Genomic DNA, 23,139 nt, shown 5'->3' on the forward strand with positions numbered 1-23,139 from the left:
GGAACAGAATGTCCAAGGTAGAGATCTCCAATCCGCCCGACGTGGCCCGCGGCCTGACCTACGATCATGTGGCCCGCGCCGGAGACTTTGTCTTTGTTGCCGGGCAGATCGCGAAGGATCCTGAGGGCAACTGGGTCGAGGGTGGCCCCACCGAACAGGCCCGCGCCGTCTATGCCAATATCGACCGTGTCCTGGCCCATGTCGGGGCAAGCAAGGCGGATATCGTCAAGGTCAACACGATCCTCGTGGACTGGAACGACAAGGATCCGGTGACTGCCGTGCGGCTGGAGTATTTCGGCGACCTTCGCCCGCCCCACACCGGCACGATTGTCGCGGCGCTTGGCTTTCCGGAAATCCGGATGGAGGTCGAGATCATCATTTACGCTCCACGCCAAGAGACGCTGTCGTGACCATTCCGATGTACGATCCCGTCGCGCTCTATCACGCGCAGAAGGCGGAGTTCGATGCCGCCATCCTGCGTGTGCTGGAAAGCGGCAGGATCGACTGGGGCGCGGAACTGCCTGGCTTTGAGGCGGAATTCGCCGCCTGGCTGGGGGTCGATCACGTGGTCGGCGTCGGATCGGGCTCTGCCGCCCTGCGCGCGGCATTGCGGGCCCTTGGCATCGGGCCGGGGGACGAGGTTATTACCGTCTCCAATACCGATCTGGGTGGGCCTGCCTCGATCCGCATGGTCGGTGCAAAGATTGTCTGGGTCGATATCGAGGCTGACACCCGCTGCATTGATCCGGCGCTTGTCGAGGCTGCGATTACCCCGCGCACCAGGGCCATCCTGCCCGTGGACATGTTTGGCCATCCGGCCGACATGCGGGCGCTGCGCAAGATCGCCGACGCCCACGGTCTGCCGATTGTGCAGGACTCCTGCCTCTCGCTTGGTGCGGAAGTGGATGGCACGATGATCGGGTCCCTTGCCGAGATCACCTGTTTCAGCTTCTCCGCAGGCAAGCATCTGGGCGCCTTCGGGTCTGGCGGGGCCTGTGCGACCAACGATCCTCGACTCGCCGATCTGATCCGCAAGTTTTCCTCGGACGGGCAGGACAGGGCGCATCACTATGCGCAGCCCCGCCCGCTGGCGCTGCACCATGTCACAGATGGCGAGAATGCCCGGCTTCACGAGATCCAGGCCGCGATCCTGCGGGTCAAGCTGCCGCGCCTCTCTGAGACCCTGACGCTGCGCCGGACGCAGGCGCGCATCTATCGCGAATTGCTGGCGGATCTGCCAATCACGCTGCCGGCGCAAAGACCCGGCTGCCGTCACGCCTGGCGGAACTACACGCCGGAGTTTGACGACCGCGCCGCCGTGCACGCTTTTCTTGCGGAACGGGGGATCGGCAGCAATGCGCTCTACTCGCCGGGGATGCACGCACAGCCGGTCTATGCGGAACCGGGCCATGAACCCAGAGATCTGCCGGTGACCGAACGGGTCTGCAGGCGCATCCTGAGCCTACCGATCGGCCCGCATCTGGACCTTGGCCAGATCGCGGAAGTTGCGGCTGCGGTCCGGGCCTTTTTCGATTGAGTGCCGCCGAGCATCGCGACATCGAAACGGAAAACGCCCGAGTGCTTACCCGGGCGTTTCCTGTCGGTCGGCTCCGATAGCGCTCAGCCCTGAGCGACCTCGCGGCTTGCCCGTCCACCGGGCGCATCAAGCGCGGCTCTGCAGATCGCTTCGAACAGGCGCACGCCACGCACGCCCTGTTCAGCGTCTATCGGGTAGGGGGCCGTGCCGCTGACCGCATCCGCAAAGGCTTCCAGCTCCGCGCGCTCCATATCCGTCCAGGCGAAATTCCAGATCTGCTCGGGCGCTCCGGCGCGGCCGAAGGTCACCGAGTGTTCGCCGTTCATTGTGGCCCAACCGTTCGATCCGAAGGCTTCGATCCGCCAGTAACGGCCCGGCCCGGCGACTGTGGTCAGCACTGCGACAGGCCCATCCACCGTTTCGATCAGGGCGGTCACCGTGTCGGCCATGCCATGATCGGCCTTGCGACGGTTGACCACCGTGACCTCTGATGCCTGCAGCCCCAGCCCGATCATCGCGTCGACGACGTGGATTCCCAGCCCGGTCATTCCGCCTGCCGGGCTTTCTGCCGGATCGCTGCGCCAGCTGTCTGCGGCGTAGCCCGCCACACCGGACGAGAAGTTGCCGATGAGCTGACGCAGGGATCCGATCTCTTCCCGTACCAGATGCGAGAACTTGGCATAGGCAGGCAGGAAGCGGCGGTTATGGCCAAGCGCCAGCACCACGCCTGCCTTTTCCGCAGCGGCATAGGCGGCCACCGCGTCAGGTCCGGTCAGGGTCAGGGGTTTTTCCGAAAAGATATGTTTGCCGGCGGCGGCGGCGGCTTCGATCTGTTCGCGGTGCTGGCTGTGCGGCGTGGCAAGCACGACGCCCTGAATGTCGTCGCGCGCCAGAACCGCGGCGAGGTCGGGCAGGATTTCGATCCCCTGCCGTTCGGCAAAGGCGGCGGCTTTGGACACGGTGCGCGTGGCGCCGGCCACGAAGCGGATCGACTCGCTCAGCCCCTGAACGGAGTTCACCAGTGTCTGGCCCCACTTGCCCATGCCGATGATGGCAACGTTCAGCGGTGTCTGTGTCATGTGCTCGTCCCGAGTGTGTCAGAGAGGTTTCGCCCGGGCCGTCGGAGAGAGGTTCTCGCGCCCGGTGATATGTTGCGGGCGACCGTCCTGAAGGATCAAGAGAGGATCGCGCAGCGCGTCGAGGTCGGTCAGGGGGTCGCCCTTGACCACCAGCACATCGGCGGCGCGACCCGGGGCAAGGGTGCCGATGTCATCGGCGCCGATCACCTCGGCGGCCACGCCCGTTGCGGCGGCAATCGCGGCCAGCCCGCTGTGGCCGCCCTTGGCCATGATCTCCAGTTCCAGGATCAGGGTATCGAAGGGCGTGAAGCGCCAGCCCGCGTCTGTGCCGGCCACGAAGCGCACGCCCGCGCGGGTCATGCGTTCGAGATAGTCGACAGTCTCATCCGCGCGGATCGTCCAGCGGTCTATCGCGGCCTGCTCGCTTGGCGTGAGATCCCGCTGAAGGCTGCGATAGTGGAACACGGATGCCACATAGACCACGAGGGTCGTGGTCACCGGAATCCCGGCCTCGGCCAGGCGGTCGACGATCTTCGGCTCGTATTCCTGCCGTCCCGCGGCATCGACAAGGAAGTTCGCATGTTCGATCTGGTCGGCCCCTGCCTCGATCGCGATGGTGATAGACTGCGCGCAGAGGCAGTGGACCGTCACGCGGCGGCCGTTGCGATGCGCCTCGTCGACGATTGCGCGCATCTCTTCCAGGGTGAAGGAGGGTAACCACGACTTGGTGCCGATGGTGCCACCGCCGGATCCCATCACCTTGATGAAGTCGGCAGTGTCACGGCAGAGTTCCCGAACCTTGCGGCGCAGGTTTTCCACGCCGTCTGCCTCGCCGCCCATCTGCCAGCAGTGTCCGCCGGTGATCGTAATGGGCTGACCGCAGGCGATGACCTTTGCGCCTTTGCCATAACCCAGCTGCAGGGCCCGCCGGGCGGCAAAGCTCGTGGTGCCGAAGGCGCCGAGGTCGCGCACGGTGGTGATCCCGGCGCCGAGCGCCTGGGCGGCACTGCCCATCGAGGTTGCGGTCATGACCTCATGGCCTTCGCGCATCGCCTCTTCCAGCGTGGGACCGGTGCCGGGCAGGTTGAGGTGCACATGCGTATCGATCAGGCCGGGCAGGATGGTTGCGCCGGGATAATCGAGGATCCGGCCCTCGGAAGGAGCCGGGCGGCCAGCCCCTTCGGCATGGGTTTTCACGATGCGGCCATTCTCGATTTCAAGCAGGGGGTTACGAACCGGGGCCGCGCCCGTTCCGTCGATCAGCTGGGCGGCGGAAACGAAGGTCTTCATGTCGCGTACCTGTGTCAGTTGGCTGGTGGCCCCGATTGTCGGGCCGCACATTCCGTGCCCGCATCACACCATGTCGCGACAGCGCTTCCCAAGACGGTTTGGGATGATCGGGATAAGTCCGGGTTATGGCGCAAAAAGGCAAACGATCCGCGCGGTTGCCCTCGATCGGCAGCGACAAGGGGCTGTAATGCTTGGCCACCGGCAACCTGGTCACGACGCAGGAGGATTGCGTCGCAATCCCGACCCGCGTGTCGGGCGGAACATCCATAAGTTCCGGGCAGTGGTGGCGCTGCGGCGCGCGGCGCTGATCGGACGGTTTGGACCAGTCCCGGTTCGATGCCGGTGGCGCATTGGCGCGCCGACCGCCGCAAAGGCGGATTTGACCGGGTTGAGCCAATCAAGAACTATGCGAGCGGATCGCCGGGTTTGGTCTCCAGGCCCGAAGTTCCGTCCGCGCGCTTTATGGTGTCCCTGTCGAGCCGGCGGAACTCGTCAGGTGGCAGGCCGAACACTCTCTTGAATGCCCGGCTAAAGGCCGCTTCGGATTCGTAGCCCACCGAGAGAGCGACCTTGGACAGCGCCTCGCTTCGGTTCGCCAGGCTGCGCGCGGCGATTTTCATTCTCATGTCCGAAAGGTATGTCAGCGGAGGCATGCCAACTTCCTGCGCAAATCGCCGCGCAAAGACCGCGCGGGACGATCCGACACTCGACGCCAGGGATTCGACGGTCCAACGCCTGCCGAAATCGTCATGCATCATCTGCAATGCCTTCACGACAAGAGGATCGATCATCGAAGCAATCCACTCTTCGTTGCCCGCCCGCTCGAAATAGCTGCGCAGGGTGCAAAGCAACAAGGCTTCCATCAGGTGCTTCAGCATCACCTCGCTGGCGACCTCTGGCGACTGGCATTCCTCCCGGACCGCGTTGATGATGCTGGCAAAGCGCTTTGACTCTGCAATCTGTGCCGCCGGAACGTAGATTATGGGCCGCAGGGGCGGAAAGGTGGCTTGCGCATAATCCGTATCGAAGGCCGCACAGATGAATTCGTCCGTGATGGGGCCGTCATAGCCAAGCTGGCTGCTGTTGAACGCTTCGACCGACTGGCCCGCAAAACCAACTGCGCTGGAAAGGCAGTGAGGAATAGCCCTGACGATCAAGACGTCGCCGGCTTCGAATCTGAACGGCTCTTGTTTGTCCGGCGTGACCCAGCATCCTCCGGCAAGCATGAAGCGCAGCATGACGGTCTGACGAGAGGTGATTTCGACACCCCACTCGCCACCTGTCCGTGCGTGATGGACGCGAAGCAACCGCCCGATCGCAGGGGCCAGCCAGTTCGTCAGAATCTCCATGGCGATACACCTTCCTGAAGAACGACACGGAACGTCATGGATTGGAGAGCATCAGTCATTGTGTTCCCAAGGTCAAGCGCCATGCTCTGACGGCTTGGGAAGCGTCCAGGGCGACCTGGCCGAGTGCGCATGCGCCGGAGCCGGGGTCGAATGACTATCAATTGCCGATCCTTCGAAAAGATCGGGGAGGAGAATACAAATGAAAACAACAACGAATTCCACGTTCCAAAACATGTCACGGCGCGGGTTTGTCAAGTCCGCCTCTGTCGCGGGCCTGTTGACCTCGGTCATGCCATTTGGCGCCGCATCCCTGGCGAGAGCCCAAACACCTGGCAACACAGGAGCCCCGGGTATTCGTACCGTTATTCGCGGCGGCACCATCCTGTCGATGGATCCGGCAGTCGGAGATTTCGAACGTGCGGATATCCTGATCGAGGGCAGCAAGATTCTTGAGATTGCGCCGCAGATCGAGGCCGGCGATGCCATCGTGGTCGAGGCTCAGGGCAAGATTGTTATTCCGGGTTTCATAGACACCCACCATCATCTTTATGAAACGGCATTGCGGGCAACCCTGCCGGATGCGATCCTTCGCGACGACGGCCAGCCGGAAAACTCTCTCAACTACATCAATTTCGTCCTGGCACAGGTCGGCCCGAAATACACAGCCGAAGATGTGATGATCAATGACCTCTTCGGCTCCCTCAGCCAGCTCGACGCCGGCGTGACAACGGTACAGGATATTTCTCAAATTCACTTCACGCCGGACCATACCGACGCCGCGTTCGAGGCTTTCGCCCGGTCCGGGCAACGTGTCTCGGTTGGATATTTCAGCGGCACTCCCGAAGGCGCGCGGCGCGCCGCCAAGGCCTATGGCAGTTCGGGCGAGGGCCTGCGCAATTTGACGATGGGGGGTGACATGTACCTGCCCGATTTCAGAGAGAATTGGGCGCTGGCGCGTGAGCTGGGGCTTCGCATCGCGGCACATGTCGTCGGCTCCGACTCGACGCGGGACCGGATGAAAGCCTTTGCCGACGAAGGTGTTTTTGGACCTGACGCGGTGCTTATCCATATGACCGGGATGACAGACGCGATCTGGGACGCGGTTCACAATTCCGGCGCCCGGGTCTCGCTGTCTGTACCGATCGAAATGACCATGCGGCACGGTATGCCGCCGATCCAGAAAATGCTCGACCTGGGTATGAAGCCGTCGCTGTCAACGGATGTGGAAACCACGATGACGGCGGACCTGTTCAGCCAGATGCGCGGCGCGATGACCTTGCAGCGTGCTTTTGCAAACGAGGCGGTGATAGAAGGCCGGAAAACCCCGGAAGAGGTGCGCTTGCTGACAGCCCGCGATGTGCTGGAGTTCGCGACCATCGTCGGGGCCACGGCTTTGGGCATGGACCACAAGACCGGTTCGCTCACGCCCGGCAAGGAGGCCGACATCGTCTTGCTTGACGCCGAGGCGATTAACACCGCGCCGCTGAACAATGCGGCCGGATCTGTCGTGGCCCTGATGGACCGGAGCAACGTGGATACGGTTTTTGTGGCCGGAAAACTGCGGAAATGGCAAGGTCAATTGCTGGATGCCGATGTGCCGAAACTCCGCGAAGAACTGGTTGCCTCGCGCGATCGTCTTTTTGCGGCTGCGCAGGTCGAAATGGATATGTTCCGGTAATATCGATTGGGGCACCAATCCGGCCCGGAATGTATTCAGCCGGATTGGTGCCTGCATTGCTCCCCGACACTGAATCGCCCCTTGCGGGGCGGTTCCCCTTTTTGCGCGGACCGGGTGCAGAATCTACGTGGCCATTCTCGGTCTCTGCTGGGGGCATTCACCGCTGCCGGTATCGGGGCGCTCGGTGCTGCAGGATCAAATCCATTGGGTGGCAATCTGCAGGACCTCCCCGGTGCTTCCGAAAATGGAGGGGGTCGGCCATTCATGCCGGATCGCCCGGTGGCAGGGCTCGACACGGGTGTTTTGCCGGGGCTTGCCGGGTCGGGTATCGGTCCCCGGCCGCATCCCGCTCCGCGCGCCTGACACGGGCGTATTCCGGCTGTCGTCGCCCCTGACCGCCTTGGCGGCAGCGTGTCATTCGGAGACCCGGTTCAACGCCCGGGCGATGCTGGCAGGCCGCGCAAGACCCCTCAGATATCCAGCGTCGTCGCCCGCTCCCATGCCGAAAAATGGGCCATGTAGCTGTCCCATTCCCGGCGTTTGAGCTTGGCGAAGGCGGCCGAGAACCCGGCCCCGAGCGCCCCGGTCAGCACCTTGTCCGCCTCGAAGGCGCGGATCGCGTCCAGCAGGTTCAGCGGCAAGCGGGGCGCATCCTTCACCCTGTGCCCCTCGGCGTACATGTCGATGTCCAGCCGCGGGCCCGGGTCGGCTCCGGTCGCGATCCCCGACAGCCCCGCCGCGATGATCGCCGCCTGCAGTAGATAGGGATTGGCCGCCCCGTCGGGCAGGCGCAGTTCGAACCGCCCCGGCCCGGGAACGCGCACCATGTGGGTGCGGTTGTTGCCGCTCCAGGTCACCGTGTTCGGCGCCCAGGTCGCGCCCGAGGCCGTCACCGGCGCGTTGATCCGCTTGTAGGAATTCACCACCGGGTTGGTCAGGGCGGTCATCCCCTGCGCATGGGCGATGATCCCGCCGAGAAAGGCCATGCCCTGCGCCGACAGGCCCAGCTCGTCGTCCGCGTCGGCAAAGACGTTGACCTTGCCCTTGCTGTCCCAGACCGAGATATGGGCGTGGCAGCCATTGCCCGTCAGCCGGGCCAGCGGCTTGGGCATGAAGGTGGCCCTAAGCCCGTGCGCCTCTGCCACCGACTTGACCATGAACTTGAAGAAGGAATGCCGGTCCGCCGTCACCAGCGCATCGGCGAAATCCCAGTTCATCTCGAACTGCCCGTTCGCATCCTCGTGGTCGTTCTGGTAGGGGCCCCAGCCGAGGTCGAGCATGTAATCGCAGATCTCGGAAATCACGTCATAGCGCCGCATCAGCGCCTGCTGATCGTAGCAGGGCTTTTCCGCCGTATCGAAGACGTCCGAGATGTCCGACCCGTCGGCCTCCAGCAGGAAGAATTCGCATTCCACCCCGGTCTTGACCCGCAGCCCCTGCGCCGCCGCGTCATCCACCAGCTTGCGCAGCACGTTGCGCGGGGCCTGTTCGACCTCCTCGCCGTTCATCGTGCAATTGGCGGCAACCCAGGCGACCTCGGGCTTCCACGGCAGCTGCACCACCGAGGCCGGGTCAGGCACGGCCAGCACATCGGCATCGGCGGGCGTCATGTCCAGCCAGGTGGCAAAACCGGCAAACCCCGCGCCGTCCTCCTGCATGCCCGCGATGGCCTGTGCGGGCACCAGCTTGGCCCGCTGCCCGCCAAACAGGTCGGTGTAGGAGATCATGAAATATCTGACCCTCCGTTCCGCCGCAAAGGCTGCCAGATCCGTCACCATGCCTTGGTCTCCCTCTTCCAGTCTGTCGTCCGGGTTCAGTGGCCCGGCCCCGTTGCCCTCCCGTGCCCGTCAGGGGCATGGAGGTGCCATCGCAGCATCGACATGGCCGCAGGGGCCCGGGGCGCTGCCGGGCTCTGGCCGCAGGCCGGGACGATGGTCTGCGCAGCCGAATGTCTTTGCCGGCGCGCGGATGCGCAAGCGCCGCCGGTGCCGCAACTGGCCCCCGGGCGTGACCCGTGCCGCATCCGGCGGCGCGATAGGCTAAGCCTGGGTCACTTGATGGGGGTGTCCAGGGCAACGCGGGCCGCGCCGGGGGCCGCTTGGCGCGCGCAGAGCCGGTCATGCCGTCACTGGCACGGGCGTTCCGGGGATCGATTCCCCGCCCGGGGCTGCCCCCGGGCCGGGTGTCCAACCGCCCGCTGCGCATCGCCACGGGCGGCGCCGCAGAGCGCGATCAGGCGGTTTCCCTGGCCAGCCCCACGGTCTGCAGGGCGGTGCGAATCTCGTCGAGGATGACCGGGTCGTCGATGGTGGCCGGCATCTTGAAGGCCTCGCCATCCGCGATCTTGACCATCGTTGCCCGCAGGATCTTGCCCGAGCGGGTCTTGGGCAGGCGGTCCACCACCACGGCCAGCTTGAAGGCGGCCACCGGCCCGATCTGGTCGCGCACCATGGCCACGCATTCGCGGGTGATCTCGTCATGGGCGCGGTTCACGCCCTTGGTAAGGCAGACGAATCCCACCGGCATCTGGCCCTTCAGCGGGTCCGACACGCCGATCACGGCGGTTTCGGCCACGTCTGGGTGATTGGCCAGCACCTCCTCCATCGCGCCGGTCGACAGGCGGTGCCCGGCGACGTTGATCACGTCATCGGTGCGGGCCATGATCCAGAGGTATCCGTCCTCGTCGATCATCCCGGCATCGCCGGTTTCGTAAAAGCCGGGGAAATGGTCCAGGTAGGACTTGCGGAACCGCGCCTCGGCATTCCACAGGCCCGGCAGGGTGCCCGGGGGCAGGGGCAGCTTGACCGCGATGGCGCCAAGCTCGCCCGGCTTCACCGGATGGCCTGCCTCGTCCAGCACCTGCACGTCATATCCGGGCATGGCGACCGAGGGCGAGCCGACCTTGACGTCCAGCAGTTCCACCCCGACCGGGTTCGCGGCGATGGGCCAGCCGGTTTCCGTCTGCCACCAGTGGTCGATGATCGGCTTGTCCAGCATCCGCTGCGCCCAGTGGATCGTGTCCGGGTCGGCGCGCTCGCCCGCCAGGTAGACCGTCTCCAGCGCGCTCAGATCGTAGGTCTTGAGCAGCAGCCCGTCCGGATCCTCGCGCTTCACCGCGCGAAAGGCGGTCGGCGCGGTGAAGAAGCTGCGCACCTTGTGATCCTGCATCACCCGCCAGAAGGTCCCGGCGTCGGGGGTTCCCACGGGCTTGCCCTCGAACACGATGGTGGTGTTGCCATGCACCAGCGGCGCGTAGCAGATGTAGCTGTGCCCCACGACCCAGCCGACATCCGAGGCGGCCCAGAACACATCGCCCGGATCGACGTTATAGACGTTCTTCATCGACCAGTTCAGCGCGACGAGGTGCCCGGCGGTGGGACGCACCACGCCCTTGGGCTGCCCCGTCGTGCCCGAGGTGTAAAGGATATAGGCCGGATGATTGCCCTCGACCGGGACGCACTCCGCCGGCGCGACGCCGTACTGGAAGGCGTGCCAGTCGTAATCGCGGCCCTCGATCAGCCTGGCGACCTCCTGCTCGCGCTGGAAGATCACGCAGAATTCGGGCTTGTGGGCGGATTGTTCGATGGCGGCGTCCAGCAGGGGCTTGTACTGCACCACGCGCCCCGGTTCGATCCCGCAGGACCCCGCGATGATCGCCTTGGGCTGCGCGTCGTCGATCCGCACCGCCAGCTCATGCGCGGCAAAGCCGCCGAAGACGACGGAATGGATCGCGCCGAGCCGGGCACAGGCCAGCATCGCCTCCAGCGCCTGCGGCACCATCGGCATGTAGATGATCACCCGGTCGCCCTTTTCCACGCCGCGCGCCCTGAGCGCCCCGGCCAGCAGCGCGACCCGGTTGCGCAGTTCGGCATAGGTGATCTTTTGCACCGTGCCGGTGACCGGGCTGTCGTGGATGATGGCGACCTGCGATCCGCGCCCGGCCTCGACATGGCGGTCCACCGCGTTCCAGCAGCCGTTCAGCTTGCCGTCCACGAACCATTCGTAGAGCGGTGCAGTCTCGTCGAACAGGGCCTTTGACGGTTTCTCGACCCAGTCGATCGCCTCGGCCTGCTGCATCCAGAAGGCATCCGGGTCCGACTTCCATGACTGGTAGACGTCAGCATAGCTCATCCGCGTTATCCTCCATCCCGCGTGGTCGCCCATTTGCATCGTGTTAGCGGGGTCCGGCCCGGTCGCGCAAGCGGTGGCAGTGCCCGCAGCTGCGGCGAATTGCGCTAACATCGGCTTTTCCCAGGGGGAGGTTAAGCAATTTACATTTATTGCAAACGTTGGAAAATTTCTTGACGCGCTTCGCCTGGTTCCGGCCCCGGGCAGGGGGCTGCCGCCTCCGGCGCTGCAGTGCAGGCTGTACAGGAAAACCGCACGGCACTGGCGCCGGGCGTCCGGTCGGGACGCCACCGCGACGGTCCGGACCCAGGGTTGCGGGAACTAAACGGCAAGACAGCCGGGCCGTCGAAACCCGGCGCGGCGCGGGACGGCCGGGGGAGGGGCCGCGCCGCCGTTCCCGCGAACAGCGGCGCCGGCCTGCGGCCTAGCCGTAATGCGCCACCGGCGTGCCCGCGATGGCGGCCATGTTCAGCAGCCCGCGCGTGGTGATCGCGTTCGACACGATATGCGCCTTGTTGCCCATCCCCATCAGGATCGGCCCGACCTCCAGCCCGTTGGCCTTGATCCTGAGGATGTTGCGCACGCCCGAGGCGGCGTCGGCATGGGCAAAGATCAGCACATTGGCCGCGCCTTCCATGCGGTTGCCCGGGAAGATGCGCTCGCGCAGCGGGGAATCCAGCGCGGTGTCGATGTTCATCTCGCCCTCGTAGCAGAAGTCGCGCGGAGCACTGTCGAGGATCGCCATCGCATCGCGCAGGCGGCGGGCGGTTTCGGTGTCCTGGTTGCCGAACTGCGAGCGGCCGATCAGCGCCACATTGGGCATCAGGCCAAAGCGTTTCACATGCCGCGCGGCGCCGATGGCGGCCTCGGCGATCTGTTCGGGCGTCGGGTCCGAATAGACATGCGTGTCGGCAAGGAAGAGAGGGCCGTCCTCCAGGATCATCAGCGACAGGGCGCCATGCGGGTGCATCTTGGGCGAGCCGAGCACCTGGGTGACATAGTTCAGATGCCAGCGGTATTCGCCGAAGGTGCCGCAGATCATGCTGTCGGCCTCTTCGCGGTGGACCATGACCGCGCCGATGGCGGTGGTGTTGGTGCGCATGATCGCCTTGGCCAGGTCGGGCGTCACGCCGCGCCGGGCCATCAGCTCGTGATACGTGCCCCAGTAGTCGCGGTAGCGGGGGTCGTTCTCGGGGTTCACGACCGAGAAATCGACGCCGGGGCGGATCGTCAGCCCGGCGCGTTCGCAGCGTGCCTCGATCACATCGGGGCGGCCGATCAGGATCGGCTGCTCGGTGGTTTCCTCAAGGATCGCCTGGGCGGCGCGCAGCACGCGCTCGTCCTCGCCCTCGCAATAGACGATCTTGCGCGAGGCGGTGGCGGCGGCCTCGAACACCGGGCGCATCAGCAGCGCCGATTTGAAGACCGAGCTGTTGAGTTTCTGCCGGTAGGCCACGAAATCGTCGATCGGCCGGGTGGCCGCGCCGCTTTCCATCGCGGCCTTGGCCACGGCGGTCGACACCACGCCCGACAGGCGCGGGTCGAAGGGCTTGGGGATCAGGTAGTCGGCGCCGAATGTCAGCTGTTCGCCCTGATAGGCGGCGGCGGCCTCGGCGCTGGTGGTGGCGCGGGCCAGCGCGGCGATCCCCTCGATGCAGGCGATCTGCATCTGGTCGTTGATCTCGGTCGCGCCCACATCCAGCGCACCGCGGAAGATGAAGGGGAAACACAGGACGTTGTTCACCTGGTTCGGGAAATCCGACCGCCCGGTGGCGATGATCGCATCGGGGGCGACGGCGCGCGCCTCGTCCGGCATGATCTCGGGATTGGGGTTGGCCAGGGCAAAGATGATCGGCCGTTTTGCCATCTTGGCGACCATCTCGGGCTTCAGAACATTTGGCCCCGAGAGGCCCAGGAACAGATCCGCGCCCTCGATCACATCGTCCAGTTTGCGCTTGTCCGAGGGCTGGGCATAGAACGCCTTCTGCGGGTTCATGTCGACCTCGCGGCCCTCGTACACCAGCCCGTGGATGTCGCAGAGCCAGACGTTTTCCTGCTTCACCCCCAGCTTGAGCAGCATGTTCAGGCAGGCGATGCCCGCCGCCCCGCCGCCGGTGCTGACGATCTTGATATCCTCGAACCGCTTGCCCGCGACCCGCAGCGCATTGGTCGCCGCCGCGCCCACCACGATGGCGGTGCCGTGCTGGTCGTCGTGGAAGACCGGGATGTTCATCCGCTCGCGGCAGAGCTTTTCCACCACGAAGCAGTCGGGCGCCTTGATGTCCTCAAGGTTGATCGCGCCAAAGGTCGGCTCCAGCGCGCAGACGATATCGGCCAGCTTTTCCGGGTCGCTCTCGTTCAGCTCGATATCGAAACAGTCGATCCCGGCGAATTTCTTGAACAGGACCGCCTTGCCCTCCATCACCGGCTTCGAAGCCAGCGCGCCGATATTGCCCAGCCCCAGCACCGCGGTGCCATTGGACACCACCGCCACAAGGTTGCCGCGCGCGGTGTAGCGGCTGGCATTGGCCGGATCGGCCACGATCTCCAGGCAGGCCTCGGCCACCCCGGGGGAATAGGCCAGACTCAGGTCGCGGCCATTGGCCAGCGGCTTGGTGGCCCTGATCTCCAGCTTCCCGGGCTTCTGGTTCTCGTGATAGGCCAGTGCGGCCTGCCGCAGCGTGTCGTTGGTCGTGTTCGACATCGGCCGATGCCTCCCCTCAAATCATTTGGTTTAGCGTTAAACTATTTTTCCGCGCGCTGGAAGGCGGCGCGTGCAAAGCTTGTCTAACACGGCGCGCCGGAAATCCGCACGACGCTTTGACGTCGGGTGCGGGCCGTCGCTGCGGGCTTGAAACTCGGGCGCGCGGGGACGATGCTGCGGGATACGCCAGAGGGGGACCGACGTCATGGACCTGTTGCAAGCCGCCACCGCCGTGCGCGAAAACGCCTATGTGCCCTATTCGCGGTTCAAGGTCGGGGCCGCCGTGCGCGGCGCCTCGGGCGCGATCTACGCGGGCTGCAATGTCGAGAACGTGGCCTATCCCGAAGGCACCTGCGCCGAGGCCGGGGCCATTGCCGCCATGGTCGCCGCCGGGGAAACCCGCCTGACCGAGGTCGCCGTGATCGCCGACAGCCCGGCGCCCGTGCCGCCTTGCGGCGGCTGCCGGCAGAAACTGGTGGAATTCGGCGGCGGGGACGCGGTGTTGACGATGTACACCACCGACGGCGCCAGCCAGTCGATGACCTTTGCCGAGCTGCTGCCGGGCCGGTTCGACGCCAGCCACATGGACCGCGCCTGATCCGATGAATGCCCGCAGGATCATCGCCCGGCTGCGCGACGGCGCGACGCCATCCTCCGAGGAACTCGGCTGGTTCGCCCGGGGCCTGGCGGATCAGACGGTGACCGACGCCCAGGCGGGGGCCTTTGCCATGGCGGCCCTGCTGAACGGGCTCAGCGAACAGGGCCGAGTCGCCCTGACGCTGGCCATGCGCGACAGCGGGCGGACATTGGCCTGGGACCTCGGCGGCCCGGTGCTCGACAAACATTCGACCGGCGGGGTGGGCGACTGCGTGTCGCTGGTCCTGGCCCCGGCGCTGGCGGCCTGCGGGGCCTATGTGCCGATGATCTCGGGCCGGGGGCTGGGCCACACCGGCGGAACGCTCGACAAGATGGAGGCGATTCCCGGCGTCACCACCGCGCTGGACGAAGCCCGGTTTCGCGCCGTGGTGGAACGCGCCGGCTGCGCCATCGTCTCGGCCACCGCCGATATCGCGCCGGCCGACCGCAGGCTTTATGCCGTGCGCGACGTGACGGCGACGGTGGAAAGCATGGACCTGATCACCGCCTCGATCCTGTCCAAGAAGCTGGCGGCGGGGCTCGACGGGCTGGTGCTGGACGTCAAGACCGGCTCGGGCGCCTTCATGAAGTCCGAGGCCGAGGCCAAGTCGCTGGCCGAGGCGCTCGTCTCGACCGCCAATGCCGCCGGCTGCCCGACCTCGGCGGTGCTGACCGACATGAACCAGCCGCTTGCCCCCGCGCTTGGCAACGCGCTGGAGGTGGCCGAGGCGATGCGCGTGCTGACCGGCGAGGCTTCGGGCCCGCTGGCGGGGATCTGCGTGACCCTGGGCGGGGTGCTGCTGGCAAACGGCGGCCTGGCGGCGGATGCCGGGGCGGGGGAGGCGGCGATCGCGCAGGCCATCGCCTCGGGCGCGGCGGCAGAGCGGTTTGGCCTGATGGTCGCGGCCATGGGCGGCCCGGTGCAATTTGTCGAGACATGGGCCCGCTTCCTGCCCGAGGCCACCGTGATCCGCGAGATCGCCGCGCCCGAGGCGGGGTTTGTTGCGGGCTTCGACGGCGAGGCGCTTGGCCTGGCGGTGGTGGACCTCGGCGGCGGGCGGCAGGTGGAGGGCGACGTGATCGACCCGGCGGTCGGCCTGTCGGACATCCTGCCGCTTGGCACCCGGGTCGAAAAGGGCCAGCCCCTGGCGCGCGTCCATGCCTCGCGGATCGAGGCGGCGGACAAGGCGGCGCGGGCGGTGCTGGCGGCGGTGAACATCGCAGGCACCGCGCCGCAGGTGCCCGCGCTGATCCGCGAAAGGATCGACTGATGCCGCGCGCCTTCCTTGTGGTGATCGACAGCGTCGGCTGTGGCGGTGCGCCGGATGCCGATCGCTTCTTCAACGGCACGACGCCCGATACCGGGGCCAATACCCTGGCCCATATCGCCCAGGCCTGCGCCGATGGCCGGGCCGAAGAGGGGCGCTCTGGCCCGCTGCGCCTGACGAACATGGATGCGCTTGGTCTGGGGGCGGCGATGCGCTGCGCCGCGGGCGATGCGACCCCGGGGCTGGAGGCCGAGCCGACGGGCTTCTGGGCCGCGGCGCAAGAGGTCAGCCCGGGCAAGGACACGCCCTCGGGCCACTGGGAACTGGCGGGCGTGCCGGTGCCCTGGGACTGGACCTATTTCCCCGACAAGACCGACAGCTTCCCCCCCGATCTCATCGCCGAGGTCTGCCGCGCCGCCGGGACGGAGGGGATCCTCGGCAATTGCCACGCCCCGGGCACCGTGATCGTGAACCGGCTGGGGGCCGAGCATATCCGCACCGGCTGGCCGATCTGCTACACCTCGGCCGACAGCGTCTTTCAGATCGCCGCGCATGAGGAACATTTCGGCCTCGACGCTTTGCTGGATCTTTGCAAAGCCGTGGCCCCCGGTTTGCATAAGATGAAGGTCGGCCGCGTCATCGCACGGCCCTTTGTCGGGTCGGTCGAAAAGGGCTTCACCCGCACCACCAACCGGCACGACTATGCCATCGCCCCGCCGTCCCCCACGCTGTGCGACTGGGTGAAGGATGCCGGGCAAGGTGTTCACGCGGTTGGGAAAATCGGCGACATCTTCTCGATGCGGGGGATCGACGACGTGGCCAAGGGGGCGGATGCCGATCTGATGGAGGCACTGCTGCACCATGTGGAGTTTGCAAAGGACCTGTCCCTGACATTTGCAAACTTCGTGGAGTTCGACAGCCTCTACGGCCATCGTCGCGATGTTTCGGGCTATGCCCGGGCGCTGGAATGGTTCGACGCGCAATTGTCACGCCTGCTGCCGATGCTGCGCCCCGACGACCTGCTGGTGATCACCGCCGATCACGGCAACGATCCGACCTGGACCGGCACCGACCATACACGCGAGCGGGTGCCTGTCCTGATCGCCGGCAAGGGGCAGGGCACTGCGGGCGTCGTGGCCTTTGCCGATGTGGCCGCCACCGTGGCACGGCACCTGGGCGTGCCCTCTCAGGGGCCGGGGAGGGCCTTCGCATGAGCCTGAAGCAGATGAAGAAGATCGAGCTGCACCTGCATCTCGAAGGCGCCGCGCCCCCCGCCTTCATCAGGGGCCTCGCCGCCGAGAAGAAGATCGACATCCACCGGGCCTTTGACGAGCGCGGCCATTATGCCTATCGCGATTTCGTGCATTTCCTGCAGGTGTACGAGGCCGCGACCTCGGTCCTGCAGACGCCCGAGGACTACGCCCGCCTGCTGCAGGCTGTGCTGCAGGAAAGCGCCGAACACGGCGTGATCTACACCGAGCTCTTCGTTTCGCCCGATTTCTGCGGCGGCTCGGACGTGGCGGCCTGGCGCGACTACCTGGCGGCTCTGCAATCCACCGCCGCCGAGGCCGAGGCAAAGTTGGGCATCACCGCCCGCGGCATCGTCACCTGCATCCGCCATTTCGGCCCCGACAAGGCCCGCGCCAGCGCGCTCTGCGCCGCCGAGACGGCGGGCGATTTCATCACCGGCTTCGGCATCGCGGGGGACGAGGGGATCGGCAAGCCCGGGGATTACCTCTGGTCCTTCGACTGCGCGCGCGAGGCCGGGCTGCGCCTGACCGCCCATGCCGGGGAATGGGGCGGGCCGCAATCGGTGCGCGACGCGGTGCGCGATCTGGGCGTCGAGCGCATCGGCCACGGCGTGCGCGCGATCGAGGACCTGGCCCTGGTCGACGAGCTGGGCGAACGCGCCATCACGCTGGAGGTCTGCCCGGGATCGAATGTCGCGCTTGGCCTCTACCCGGCGTGGCGCAAGCACCCGATCGAGACCCTGCGCGAGCGGGGGCTGAAGGTCACCGTCTCGACCGACGACCCGCCGTTCTTTCACACCACGATGACCCGGGAATACGAGGAACTGGAGCGCGCTTTCGGCTGGGACGAGGCAATCTTTGCCGAAATTCACCGCAACGCCCTTGACGCGGCCTTCTGCGATACGGCTACACGGGACCGGATCGCCAAGGATATGGAGCTGACATGAGCCAACATCTGACCGTCGTGGACCACCCGCTGGTGCAGCACAAGCTGTCGATCATGCGGGACAAGGAGACCTCGACCAAGTCCTTCCGCCAACTCCTGCGCGAGATCAGCCAGCTTCTGGCCTATGAGATCACCCGCGAGCTGCCGATGACCACCAAGCGGATCGAAACCCCGCTGGAGCCGATGGATGCGCCGGTTCTGGACGGCAAGAAGCTGGCGCTGATCTCGATCCTCAGGGCGGGCAACGGGCTGCTGGACGGGGTGCTGGAACTGGTGCCGGCGGCGCGCGTCGGCTTCATCGGGCTGTACCGCGACGAACGCACGCTGCAGCCGATCCAGTACTATTTCAAGGTGCCCGAGGACCTGTCGGACCGGCTGGTGATCGCGGTGGACCCGATGCTGGCCACCGGCAATTCCTCGGCTGCGGCGGTCGACCTGCTGAAGGAGGCAGGCGCCACGAATATCCGATTCCTCTGCCTGCTGGCCGCGCCCGAGGGCATCCAGCGGATGAAGGAGGCCCATCCCGATGTGCCGATTGTCACAGCAGCGGTAGACAAGCACCTGAATGACCATGGATATATTGTACCCGGACTAGGGGATGCGGGTGACCGGATGTTCGGCACAAAATAGCCGATCTACCCGGTTTACTCGGGGGCACAGCTAGGGCAGACTGTCCCGCAACATCCTGTGGGGACAGATCCATGTTGAGCAGACTTATTGCGGTGGCTGCCATCACCTTGGTGTTGGCGGCACCCGGACTACAAGCGCAGACGTTGAAGAAGAACGACGGGCCGGCGGAATTCCCGCCTGCGTCGTTCAAGGGCACGCAATATGTCGACAGCCGGGGCTGTGTCTACATCCGCGCGGGTGTGGGCGGGCAGGTGACCTGGGTGCCGCATGTGGCGCGCAACCGCCAGGTGGTCTGCGGCTTCCAGCCGACCTTTGCCGAGGCGCCCCCCACCGAGGTGCAAAAGCCCCTGGACAAGAGCGTGGTGCAGATCCAGCCCGCCGAGGTCCCCAAGCAGACCGCGCCCAAGGCCGCGGCGGTCGCGCCCGCGCCCAAGCCCAAGCCTGCCGCGAAACCGGCGCAGCGTGTGGTGACGGCGCCCAAGGCCGCGCCCAAGCCCGCACCGAAACCCGTGCAGCGCACCGTGGTCGCGCCCAAGCCCAAGCCGCGGACGACGCAGCGTGTGGTCCGGGCCGCCCCGGCCCCCGCGCCGCGCCAGGTGGTGCGTCCCATGCCCACGATCATCACGGATGAGCCGAACCGTCAGGGCGGCCGCCCGGCGGCGACCGGCGGGGTGGCCTGCCCGGGTCTGTCGGCCGTGGGCCAGCAATATGTGCAGTCCAAGGATTCCTATCCCGTGCGCTGCGGCCCGCAGGCGGAACCGCCCTCGGTGCGCCCGGTGCGCCGTGCTGGCGATGGCGCCCTGATCGGCTATGCCGTGGGCGAGCAGGTGTTCCGCTTTGCCGCGCAGCCCGATGGCTCGATGGTCGCGACCCGTCTGGGCAGCCTGGATCAGGTCGCCCGCGTGCTGCCCAAGCATGTCTACGAGAACCGCCAGAACACCCGCGTCGGCAACAGCATTCCCAAGGGCTATCGCCGGGCGTTCAAGGATGACCGACTGAACCCGCACCGGGCCGAGATGACCATGCAGGGCATCGCCCAGACCGAGCTGATCTGGACCAACACCGTGCCGCGCCGCCTGGTGCGGCGCGACACCGGGCAGGACGTGACCGCGATGATCGCGAACCTCGTGCCGCCGACCGTCTCCAGCAGCGGCGCCGTGCCCAAGGCGGCATCGTCGGGCAGTGCAACGCGCAAGGCCTTCCGCGCCGCGCCTGCGGCCAAGCCCAGGGCCCCGGCGGCGACCCCGACGGCGGCCCCGGCCCCCCGGGCGGCGCCGAGCGGTCATCGCTACGTGCAGGTCGGCACCTTCGGCGTGGCGGACAATGCGAACAAGACGGTGGCCCGGCTCCAGGCCTCGGGTCTGCCGGTGGCGAAGTCGCGCTATACCAAGGGCGGGAAAGAGTACCAGATCATCCTGGCCGGCCCCTTCAACGATGCGGGCGCCCTGTCCAGCGCGCTGAACACGGCCCGCCGCTCGGGCTTCCGCGACGCGTTCACGCGCTGATCGGGGGCTGAACCGCCCCCTGGCAGGCCGATGCGCCGGTTACCACATCGCAACGCCCCCGCAGCACCCTGCGGGGGCGTTGTCATATCTGGAAGTGACGGCGGAGGCGCCGTGGCCCAGTGGGTCGCAATCGTAGGGTGGCTTGCCGGCGTGCGGCCCGGAGCCTGCCCCGCCCTGAGGGCCTGCGCCGCAGGATCGTGTGCCAGCGAACGGGACCCGCGCCGCCGGGGTCGCGGCCCGGCACGGGCGTGCCGCCGGGGGATCAGCCGCCGCAGATCGCCTGCAGCCGCAGCCAGTCGGCATCGCGCAGCACGGGCGAGGGGGCGTCGGTGCGGAACGGATCGGCCTCGATCAGGCCCAGCACGCTTTCGCCGGTGACATCCAGTGCATAGGCATAGGGGGTCGAGCGCACGCCGCTGGCGCGGAAACCGGGCAGCAGGGTGGCGTCGTCCAGCCGGCCCCGGGGGCGGGTCAGCAGCGTTTCGGCATAGTCGTCCAGCGCGCCGTCCGGCAGGCTGCCGGTGGTCAGCAGGCGGAAGGTGGCGGCAGGCCCGGCAGCACGCAGCAGCAGCGCCAGCGGATCCTGCGCCCTGGCACGCAGCTGTTCCGAAATGACGTAGCCGGCCACCACATCCGGTTCTTCGACATCCTCGACCACGGTGCGGCTCAGCAGGATGATCCCGCCGGGCAGGTGCACCGCGCCGCGCACCCCCTCGCGCATCACATGCAGGCGGGGCGGCCCGTCGACACCGGGCAGGCGTTGCGCCAGCCGGTCCAGCGCGGCCAGCCCCTGCGGATCGCCGCAGGGCGGGCCGGTGACGCGCTCGATCTCGTTCAGCAGGGCCTCGCCGATCGTGACGCGCTGCACATCGGGCACCACGGCCAGCGCCTGGCGCTGCAGCGCCCCGGGCAGCCAGAAGAAGCCAAGCGCCGCAACCCCCAGTGCCGAGGCCAGCAGCAGCGTCCACCTGAGCCGCCCGCGCCTTGGCCGCTGGCGTTCCACCGCGCCGCGGATGCGTTCGATGGCGGCGATCATCTCGGCCTCGGATGCGTCGAGTTCCAGCACCTCGTCCATCATGCCGTCGGGGGTGTAGATCGCTGGCAGCTCGCCCGGGTTCATCCGTTGCACGGCGGCCAGCGACCAATGCGCCAGCGCACGGCTTTGCATGTCGGACATGGTGAGCGAGGCGTCGCCCAGCGAAACCACGACTTCGCGCCGTTGCGCATCGGGCGACGCGGACCACAGGCCGGTCGCCTCTAGGCGCTGATATTCGCTGAGTGCGGTCATTCCTGCCCGTGGCCTGCCTGGCTCTTTTGCCAGGAGTATACACTCCGCGACTCGCGGCGGCAATTCCGCAAGGTCAAGGCTGCCGCAGCGGCAGGCGGATCACAGGGTGCGGGCGGTGTTGCGCAGTTCGAATTTCTGGATTTTCCCGGTCGAGGTCTTGGGCAATTCGCAGAACACCACCGTCTTGGGCGTCTTGAACCCGGCCAGCCTTTGGCGGGCAAAGGCGACCAGCGCGTCCGCGTCCCCGGTCCGCCCGTCCTTGAGCTCGACAAAGGCGCAGGGCACCTCGCCCCATTTGTCGTCCGGCTTGGCCACCACGGCGCAGAGCAGCACGTCGGGATGGGCCATCAGCACGCCCTCGACCTCGACGGAGGAGATATTCTCGCCACCCGAGATGATGATGTCCTTGGCCCGGTCCTGGATCTGCACATAGCCGTCCGGGTGCTGCACCGCGATGTCGCCGGTGTGGAAATAGCCGCCGCGGAACGCGTCCTCGGTCGCCTTTGGGTTCTTCAGGTAGCCCTTCATGACGCCGTTGCCGCGCATCATGATCTCGCCCTGCGTCTTGCCGTCCATCGGGGTCTGGGTCATGTCATCGGCCTGCATGACGGTGATGTGCTCATAGGCGGGCATGGCGACACCCTGGCGCGCCTTGATCGCGGCGCGCGCCTCGCCCTGCAGGTCGCCCCAGAGGTCGTCGTCCCAGGTGCATTCGGTGGCGGGGCCGTAAGTCTCGGTCAGGCCGTAGACCTGGGTGACGTTGAAGCCCATCGGCTCGATCGCCGCGAGGGTGGAGGGGGCAGGCGGCGCCCCGGCGGTGAACACCTCGACCACATGGTCGAAGTCGCGCCTCTGGTCGTCGGGGGCGTTCACCAGCATGTTCAGCACGATGGGCGCGCCGCCGAAATGGGTCACCTTCTCGTCCGCGATGGCGTCGAACATCGGCTTGGCGGCGATGTCGCGGCAGCACACGACCGTGCCGCCCAGCAGGGGGATCATCCAGGTGTGGCACCAGCCGTTGCAGTGAAACAGCGGCACGATGGTCAGGTAGCGGGGATAAAGCTGCATCCGCCAGGACAGGATCTGCCCCATGGCGTTCAGATGCGCGCCCCGGTGGTGATAGACCACGCCCTTGGGCCGCCCGGTGGTGCCCGAGGTATAGTTGAGCGCGATGCTTTCCCATTCGTCCTGCGGCAGGATCCAGGCGAATTTGGGATCGCCGGTGGCCAGCAGCGCCTCGTAGGTCATGTGGTGGCCGCTGGCATGCACCCCGGCATGGTCGTCGGGCACCTCGATGATCTTGGGGGCGGGGCCTTCCATCCGCTCGACGGCCTCGGCCACGACGGGCAGGAACTGCGGGTCGACCAGGACCACCTTCGCCCCGCCGTGGTCAAAGATATAGGCCACGGTGTCCGGCTCAAGCCGCGTGTTGATCGTGTTGAGGATCGCGCCGCAGGCGGGCACACCGAAATGCGCCTCGGCCTGGGGGGGCAGGTTGGGGATCAGCGTGGCGACCACGTCGCCCGGTTCCACGCCCAGCCTGGACAGCGCCGAGGCGAGGCGGGTCACGCGTTCGAAATACTGGGCATAGGTCTTGCGGTGCGGGCCATAGACCACGGCCAGCCGGTCGGGCCAGATGCGCGCGGCGCGTGTCAGGTTCGACAGGGGTGTCAGCGGTACATGGTTGGCCGCGTTCTTGTCCAACCCGGTCTCGTCTGCCAGCCAGCCCATGTGATCCCTCCCGAATGATGTGCCGTCGTGCCGTGGTTATAGCAGCGCGCGCGGCAAGGGAAACAGGGAACGGAGCCGCGCGGCGATGCGCGCCTTGCGGGCCCTTTGGTTCCGGGTAAT

Annotated in this window: 17 protein-coding genes; 9 read left to right on the forward strand and 8 right to left on the reverse strand. The window is 66.7% G+C overall.

Going from position 1 to position 23,139, the window contains the following annotated elements; genetic code table 11:
- Positions 1–8 precede the first annotated feature (8 nt).
- Both GLS40_RS06360 and GLS40_RS06365 read left to right on the forward strand, forming a co-directional pair.
- Positions 9–410 carry a RidA family protein gene (locus tag GLS40_RS06360; protein ID WP_160381911.1) on the forward strand — a complete coding sequence of 134 codons (402 nt, stop codon included), beginning with the start codon at positions 9–11 and terminating at the stop codon, positions 408–410.
- Positions 407–1,537, forward strand: a complete 1,131-nt coding sequence (locus GLS40_RS06365; protein WP_160381912.1) for a DegT/DnrJ/EryC1/StrS family aminotransferase — start codon at positions 407–409, stop codon at positions 1,535–1,537. Before GLS40_RS06360 ends, GLS40_RS06365 begins: the two co-directional genes overlap by 4 nt.
- 83 nt (positions 1,538–1,620) lie before the next feature.
- Here the strand turns inward: GLS40_RS06365 and GLS40_RS06370 are convergent, their stop codons facing one another.
- The 3 genes from GLS40_RS06370 to GLS40_RS06380 form a co-directional block, all read right to left on the reverse strand.
- A complete protein-coding gene (locus GLS40_RS06370; protein WP_160381913.1) occupies positions 1,621–2,616 on the reverse strand; it encodes a Gfo/Idh/MocA family protein in 996 nt (331 codons plus the stop codon).
- An 18-nt stretch (positions 2,617–2,634) separates the two neighbouring features.
- A complete protein-coding gene (locus tag GLS40_RS06375) occupies positions 2,635–3,906 on the reverse strand; it encodes a metal-dependent hydrolase family protein (protein ID WP_160381914.1) in 1,272 nt (423 codons plus the stop codon).
- Positions 3,907–4,310: 404 nt separating this feature from the next.
- A complete protein-coding gene (locus GLS40_RS06380) occupies positions 4,311–5,255 on the reverse strand; it encodes an AraC family transcriptional regulator (RefSeq protein WP_160381915.1) in 945 nt (314 codons plus the stop codon).
- A 199-nt stretch (positions 5,256–5,454) separates the two neighbouring features.
- On the opposite strand from GLS40_RS06380, the gene GLS40_RS06385 reads away from it, so the two are divergent.
- Positions 5,455–6,933: an amidohydrolase family protein gene (locus GLS40_RS06385; protein ID WP_202075970.1), complete on the forward strand. Its 1,479-nt coding sequence runs from the start codon at positions 5,455–5,457 to the stop codon at positions 6,931–6,933.
- 470 nt (positions 6,934–7,403) lie between these two features.
- Here GLS40_RS06385 and glnT read toward each other — a convergent pair whose 3' ends face one another.
- From glnT to GLS40_RS06400, 3 genes are all read right to left on the reverse strand, one after another.
- Positions 7,404–8,711 carry a type III glutamate--ammonia ligase gene (gene glnT, locus GLS40_RS06390; RefSeq protein WP_160381916.1) on the reverse strand — a complete coding sequence of 436 codons (1,308 nt, stop codon included), beginning with the start codon at positions 8,709–8,711 and terminating at the stop codon, positions 7,404–7,406.
- A gap of 454 nt (positions 8,712–9,165) precedes the next feature.
- Positions 9,166–11,064 carry a propionate-CoA ligase PrpE gene (prpE, locus tag GLS40_RS06395; RefSeq protein WP_160381917.1) on the reverse strand — a complete coding sequence of 633 codons (1,899 nt, stop codon included), beginning with the start codon at positions 11,062–11,064 and terminating at the stop codon, positions 9,166–9,168.
- 421 nt (positions 11,065–11,485) lie between these two features.
- Complete coding sequence (locus GLS40_RS06400; RefSeq protein WP_160381918.1) at positions 11,486–13,765, reverse strand: NADP-dependent malic enzyme; 2,280 nt, start codon at positions 13,763–13,765, stop codon at positions 11,486–11,488.
- A 205-nt stretch (positions 13,766–13,970) separates the two neighbouring features.
- On the opposite strand from GLS40_RS06400, the gene GLS40_RS06405 reads away from it, so the two are divergent.
- From GLS40_RS06405 to GLS40_RS06430, 6 genes are all read left to right on the forward strand, one after another.
- On the forward strand, positions 13,971–14,363 hold the full coding sequence (locus tag GLS40_RS06405) for a cytidine deaminase (protein ID WP_160381919.1): 393 nt from the start codon (positions 13,971–13,973) through the stop codon (positions 14,361–14,363).
- A 4-nt stretch (positions 14,364–14,367) separates the two neighbouring features.
- On the forward strand, positions 14,368–15,672 hold the full coding sequence (locus GLS40_RS06410; protein WP_160381920.1) for a thymidine phosphorylase: 1,305 nt from the start codon (positions 14,368–14,370) through the stop codon (positions 15,670–15,672).
- Positions 15,672–16,883: a phosphopentomutase gene (locus GLS40_RS06415; RefSeq protein WP_160381921.1), complete on the forward strand. Its 1,212-nt coding sequence runs from the start codon at positions 15,672–15,674 to the stop codon at positions 16,881–16,883. The genes GLS40_RS06410 and GLS40_RS06415 overlap by 1 nt, the downstream gene beginning before the upstream one ends.
- Positions 16,880–17,866, forward strand: coding sequence for an adenosine deaminase (locus tag GLS40_RS06420; protein ID WP_160381922.1), 987 nt, complete (start codon positions 16,880–16,882; stop codon positions 17,864–17,866). Before GLS40_RS06415 ends, GLS40_RS06420 begins: the two co-directional genes overlap by 4 nt.
- A complete protein-coding gene (gene upp / locus GLS40_RS06425) occupies positions 17,863–18,495 on the forward strand; it encodes a uracil phosphoribosyltransferase (RefSeq protein WP_160381923.1) in 633 nt (210 codons plus the stop codon). The genes GLS40_RS06420 and upp overlap by 4 nt, the downstream gene beginning before the upstream one ends.
- Positions 18,496–18,566: 71 nt before the next feature.
- Entirely contained in the window at positions 18,567–20,000 is a 1,434-nt protein-coding gene (locus tag GLS40_RS06430) for an SPOR domain-containing protein (RefSeq protein WP_160381924.1), read from the forward strand.
- A 262-nt stretch (positions 20,001–20,262) separates the two neighbouring features.
- Here GLS40_RS06430 and GLS40_RS06435 read toward each other — a convergent pair whose 3' ends face one another.
- A complete protein-coding gene (locus tag GLS40_RS06435; protein WP_160381925.1) occupies positions 20,263–21,288 on the reverse strand; it encodes a hypothetical protein in 1,026 nt (341 codons plus the stop codon).
- Positions 21,289–21,387: 99 nt separating this feature from the next.
- The gene (locus GLS40_RS06440) at positions 21,388–23,019 is read right to left on the reverse strand and encodes an AMP-binding protein (RefSeq protein WP_160381926.1); all 1,632 of its coding nucleotides are present in this window, start codon (positions 23,017–23,019) and stop codon (positions 21,388–21,390) included.
- Positions 23,020–23,139 lie beyond the last annotated feature (120 nt).

The organism is Pseudooceanicola pacificus, from assembly GCF_009789075.1.
GTDB classification, from domain to species: Bacteria; Pseudomonadota; Alphaproteobacteria; order Rhodobacterales; family Rhodobacteraceae; genus Pseudooceanicola; species Pseudooceanicola pacificus.

What these genes read in the sequence shown, in the direction of transcription:
- GLS40_RS06415 (WP_160381921.1), top strand. Translation starts at nt 15,672, where the DNA reads ATGCCGCGCGCCTTCCTTGTGGTGATCGACAGCGTCGGCTGTGGCGGT.
- GLS40_RS06410 (WP_160381920.1), top strand. Translation starts at nt 14,368, where the DNA reads ATGAATGCCCGCAGGATCATCGCCCGGCTGCGCGACGGCGCGACGCCA.
- GLS40_RS06370 (WP_160381913.1), bottom strand. Translation starts at nt 2,616, where the DNA reads ATGACACAGACACCGCTGAACGTTGCCATCATCGGCATGGGCAAGTGG.
- GLS40_RS06435 (WP_160381925.1), bottom strand. Translation starts at nt 21,288, where the DNA reads ATGACCGCACTCAGCGAATATCAGCGCCTAGAGGCGACCGGCCTGTGG.
- GLS40_RS06400 (WP_160381918.1), bottom strand. Translation starts at nt 13,765, where the DNA reads ATGTCGAACACGACCAACGACACGCTGCGGCAGGCCGCACTGGCCTAT.
- GLS40_RS06420 (WP_160381922.1), top strand. Translation starts at nt 16,880, where the DNA reads ATGAGCCTGAAGCAGATGAAGAAGATCGAGCTGCACCTGCATCTCGAA.
- GLS40_RS06360 (WP_160381911.1), top strand. Translation starts at nt 9, where the DNA reads ATGTCCAAGGTAGAGATCTCCAATCCGCCCGACGTGGCCCGCGGCCTG.
- GLS40_RS06440 (WP_160381926.1), bottom strand. Translation starts at nt 23,019, where the DNA reads ATGGGCTGGCTGGCAGACGAGACCGGGTTGGACAAGAACGCGGCCAAC.
- upp (WP_160381923.1), top strand. Translation starts at nt 17,863, where the DNA reads ATGAGCCAACATCTGACCGTCGTGGACCACCCGCTGGTGCAGCACAAG.
- GLS40_RS06405 (WP_160381919.1), top strand. Translation starts at nt 13,971, where the DNA reads ATGGACCTGTTGCAAGCCGCCACCGCCGTGCGCGAAAACGCCTATGTG.
- GLS40_RS06385 (WP_202075970.1), top strand. Translation starts at nt 5,455, where the DNA reads ATGAAAACAACAACGAATTCCACGTTCCAAAACATGTCACGGCGCGGG.
- glnT (WP_160381916.1), bottom strand. Translation starts at nt 8,711, where the DNA reads ATGGTGACGGATCTGGCAGCCTTTGCGGCGGAACGGAGGGTCAGATAT.
- GLS40_RS06380 (WP_160381915.1), bottom strand. Translation starts at nt 5,255, where the DNA reads ATGGAGATTCTGACGAACTGGCTGGCCCCTGCGATCGGGCGGTTGCTT.
- GLS40_RS06430 (WP_160381924.1), top strand. Translation starts at nt 18,567, where the DNA reads ATGTTGAGCAGACTTATTGCGGTGGCTGCCATCACCTTGGTGTTGGCG.
- prpE (WP_160381917.1), bottom strand. Translation starts at nt 11,064, where the DNA reads ATGAGCTATGCTGACGTCTACCAGTCATGGAAGTCGGACCCGGATGCC.
- GLS40_RS06375 (WP_160381914.1), bottom strand. Translation starts at nt 3,906, where the DNA reads ATGAAGACCTTCGTTTCCGCCGCCCAGCTGATCGACGGAACGGGCGCG.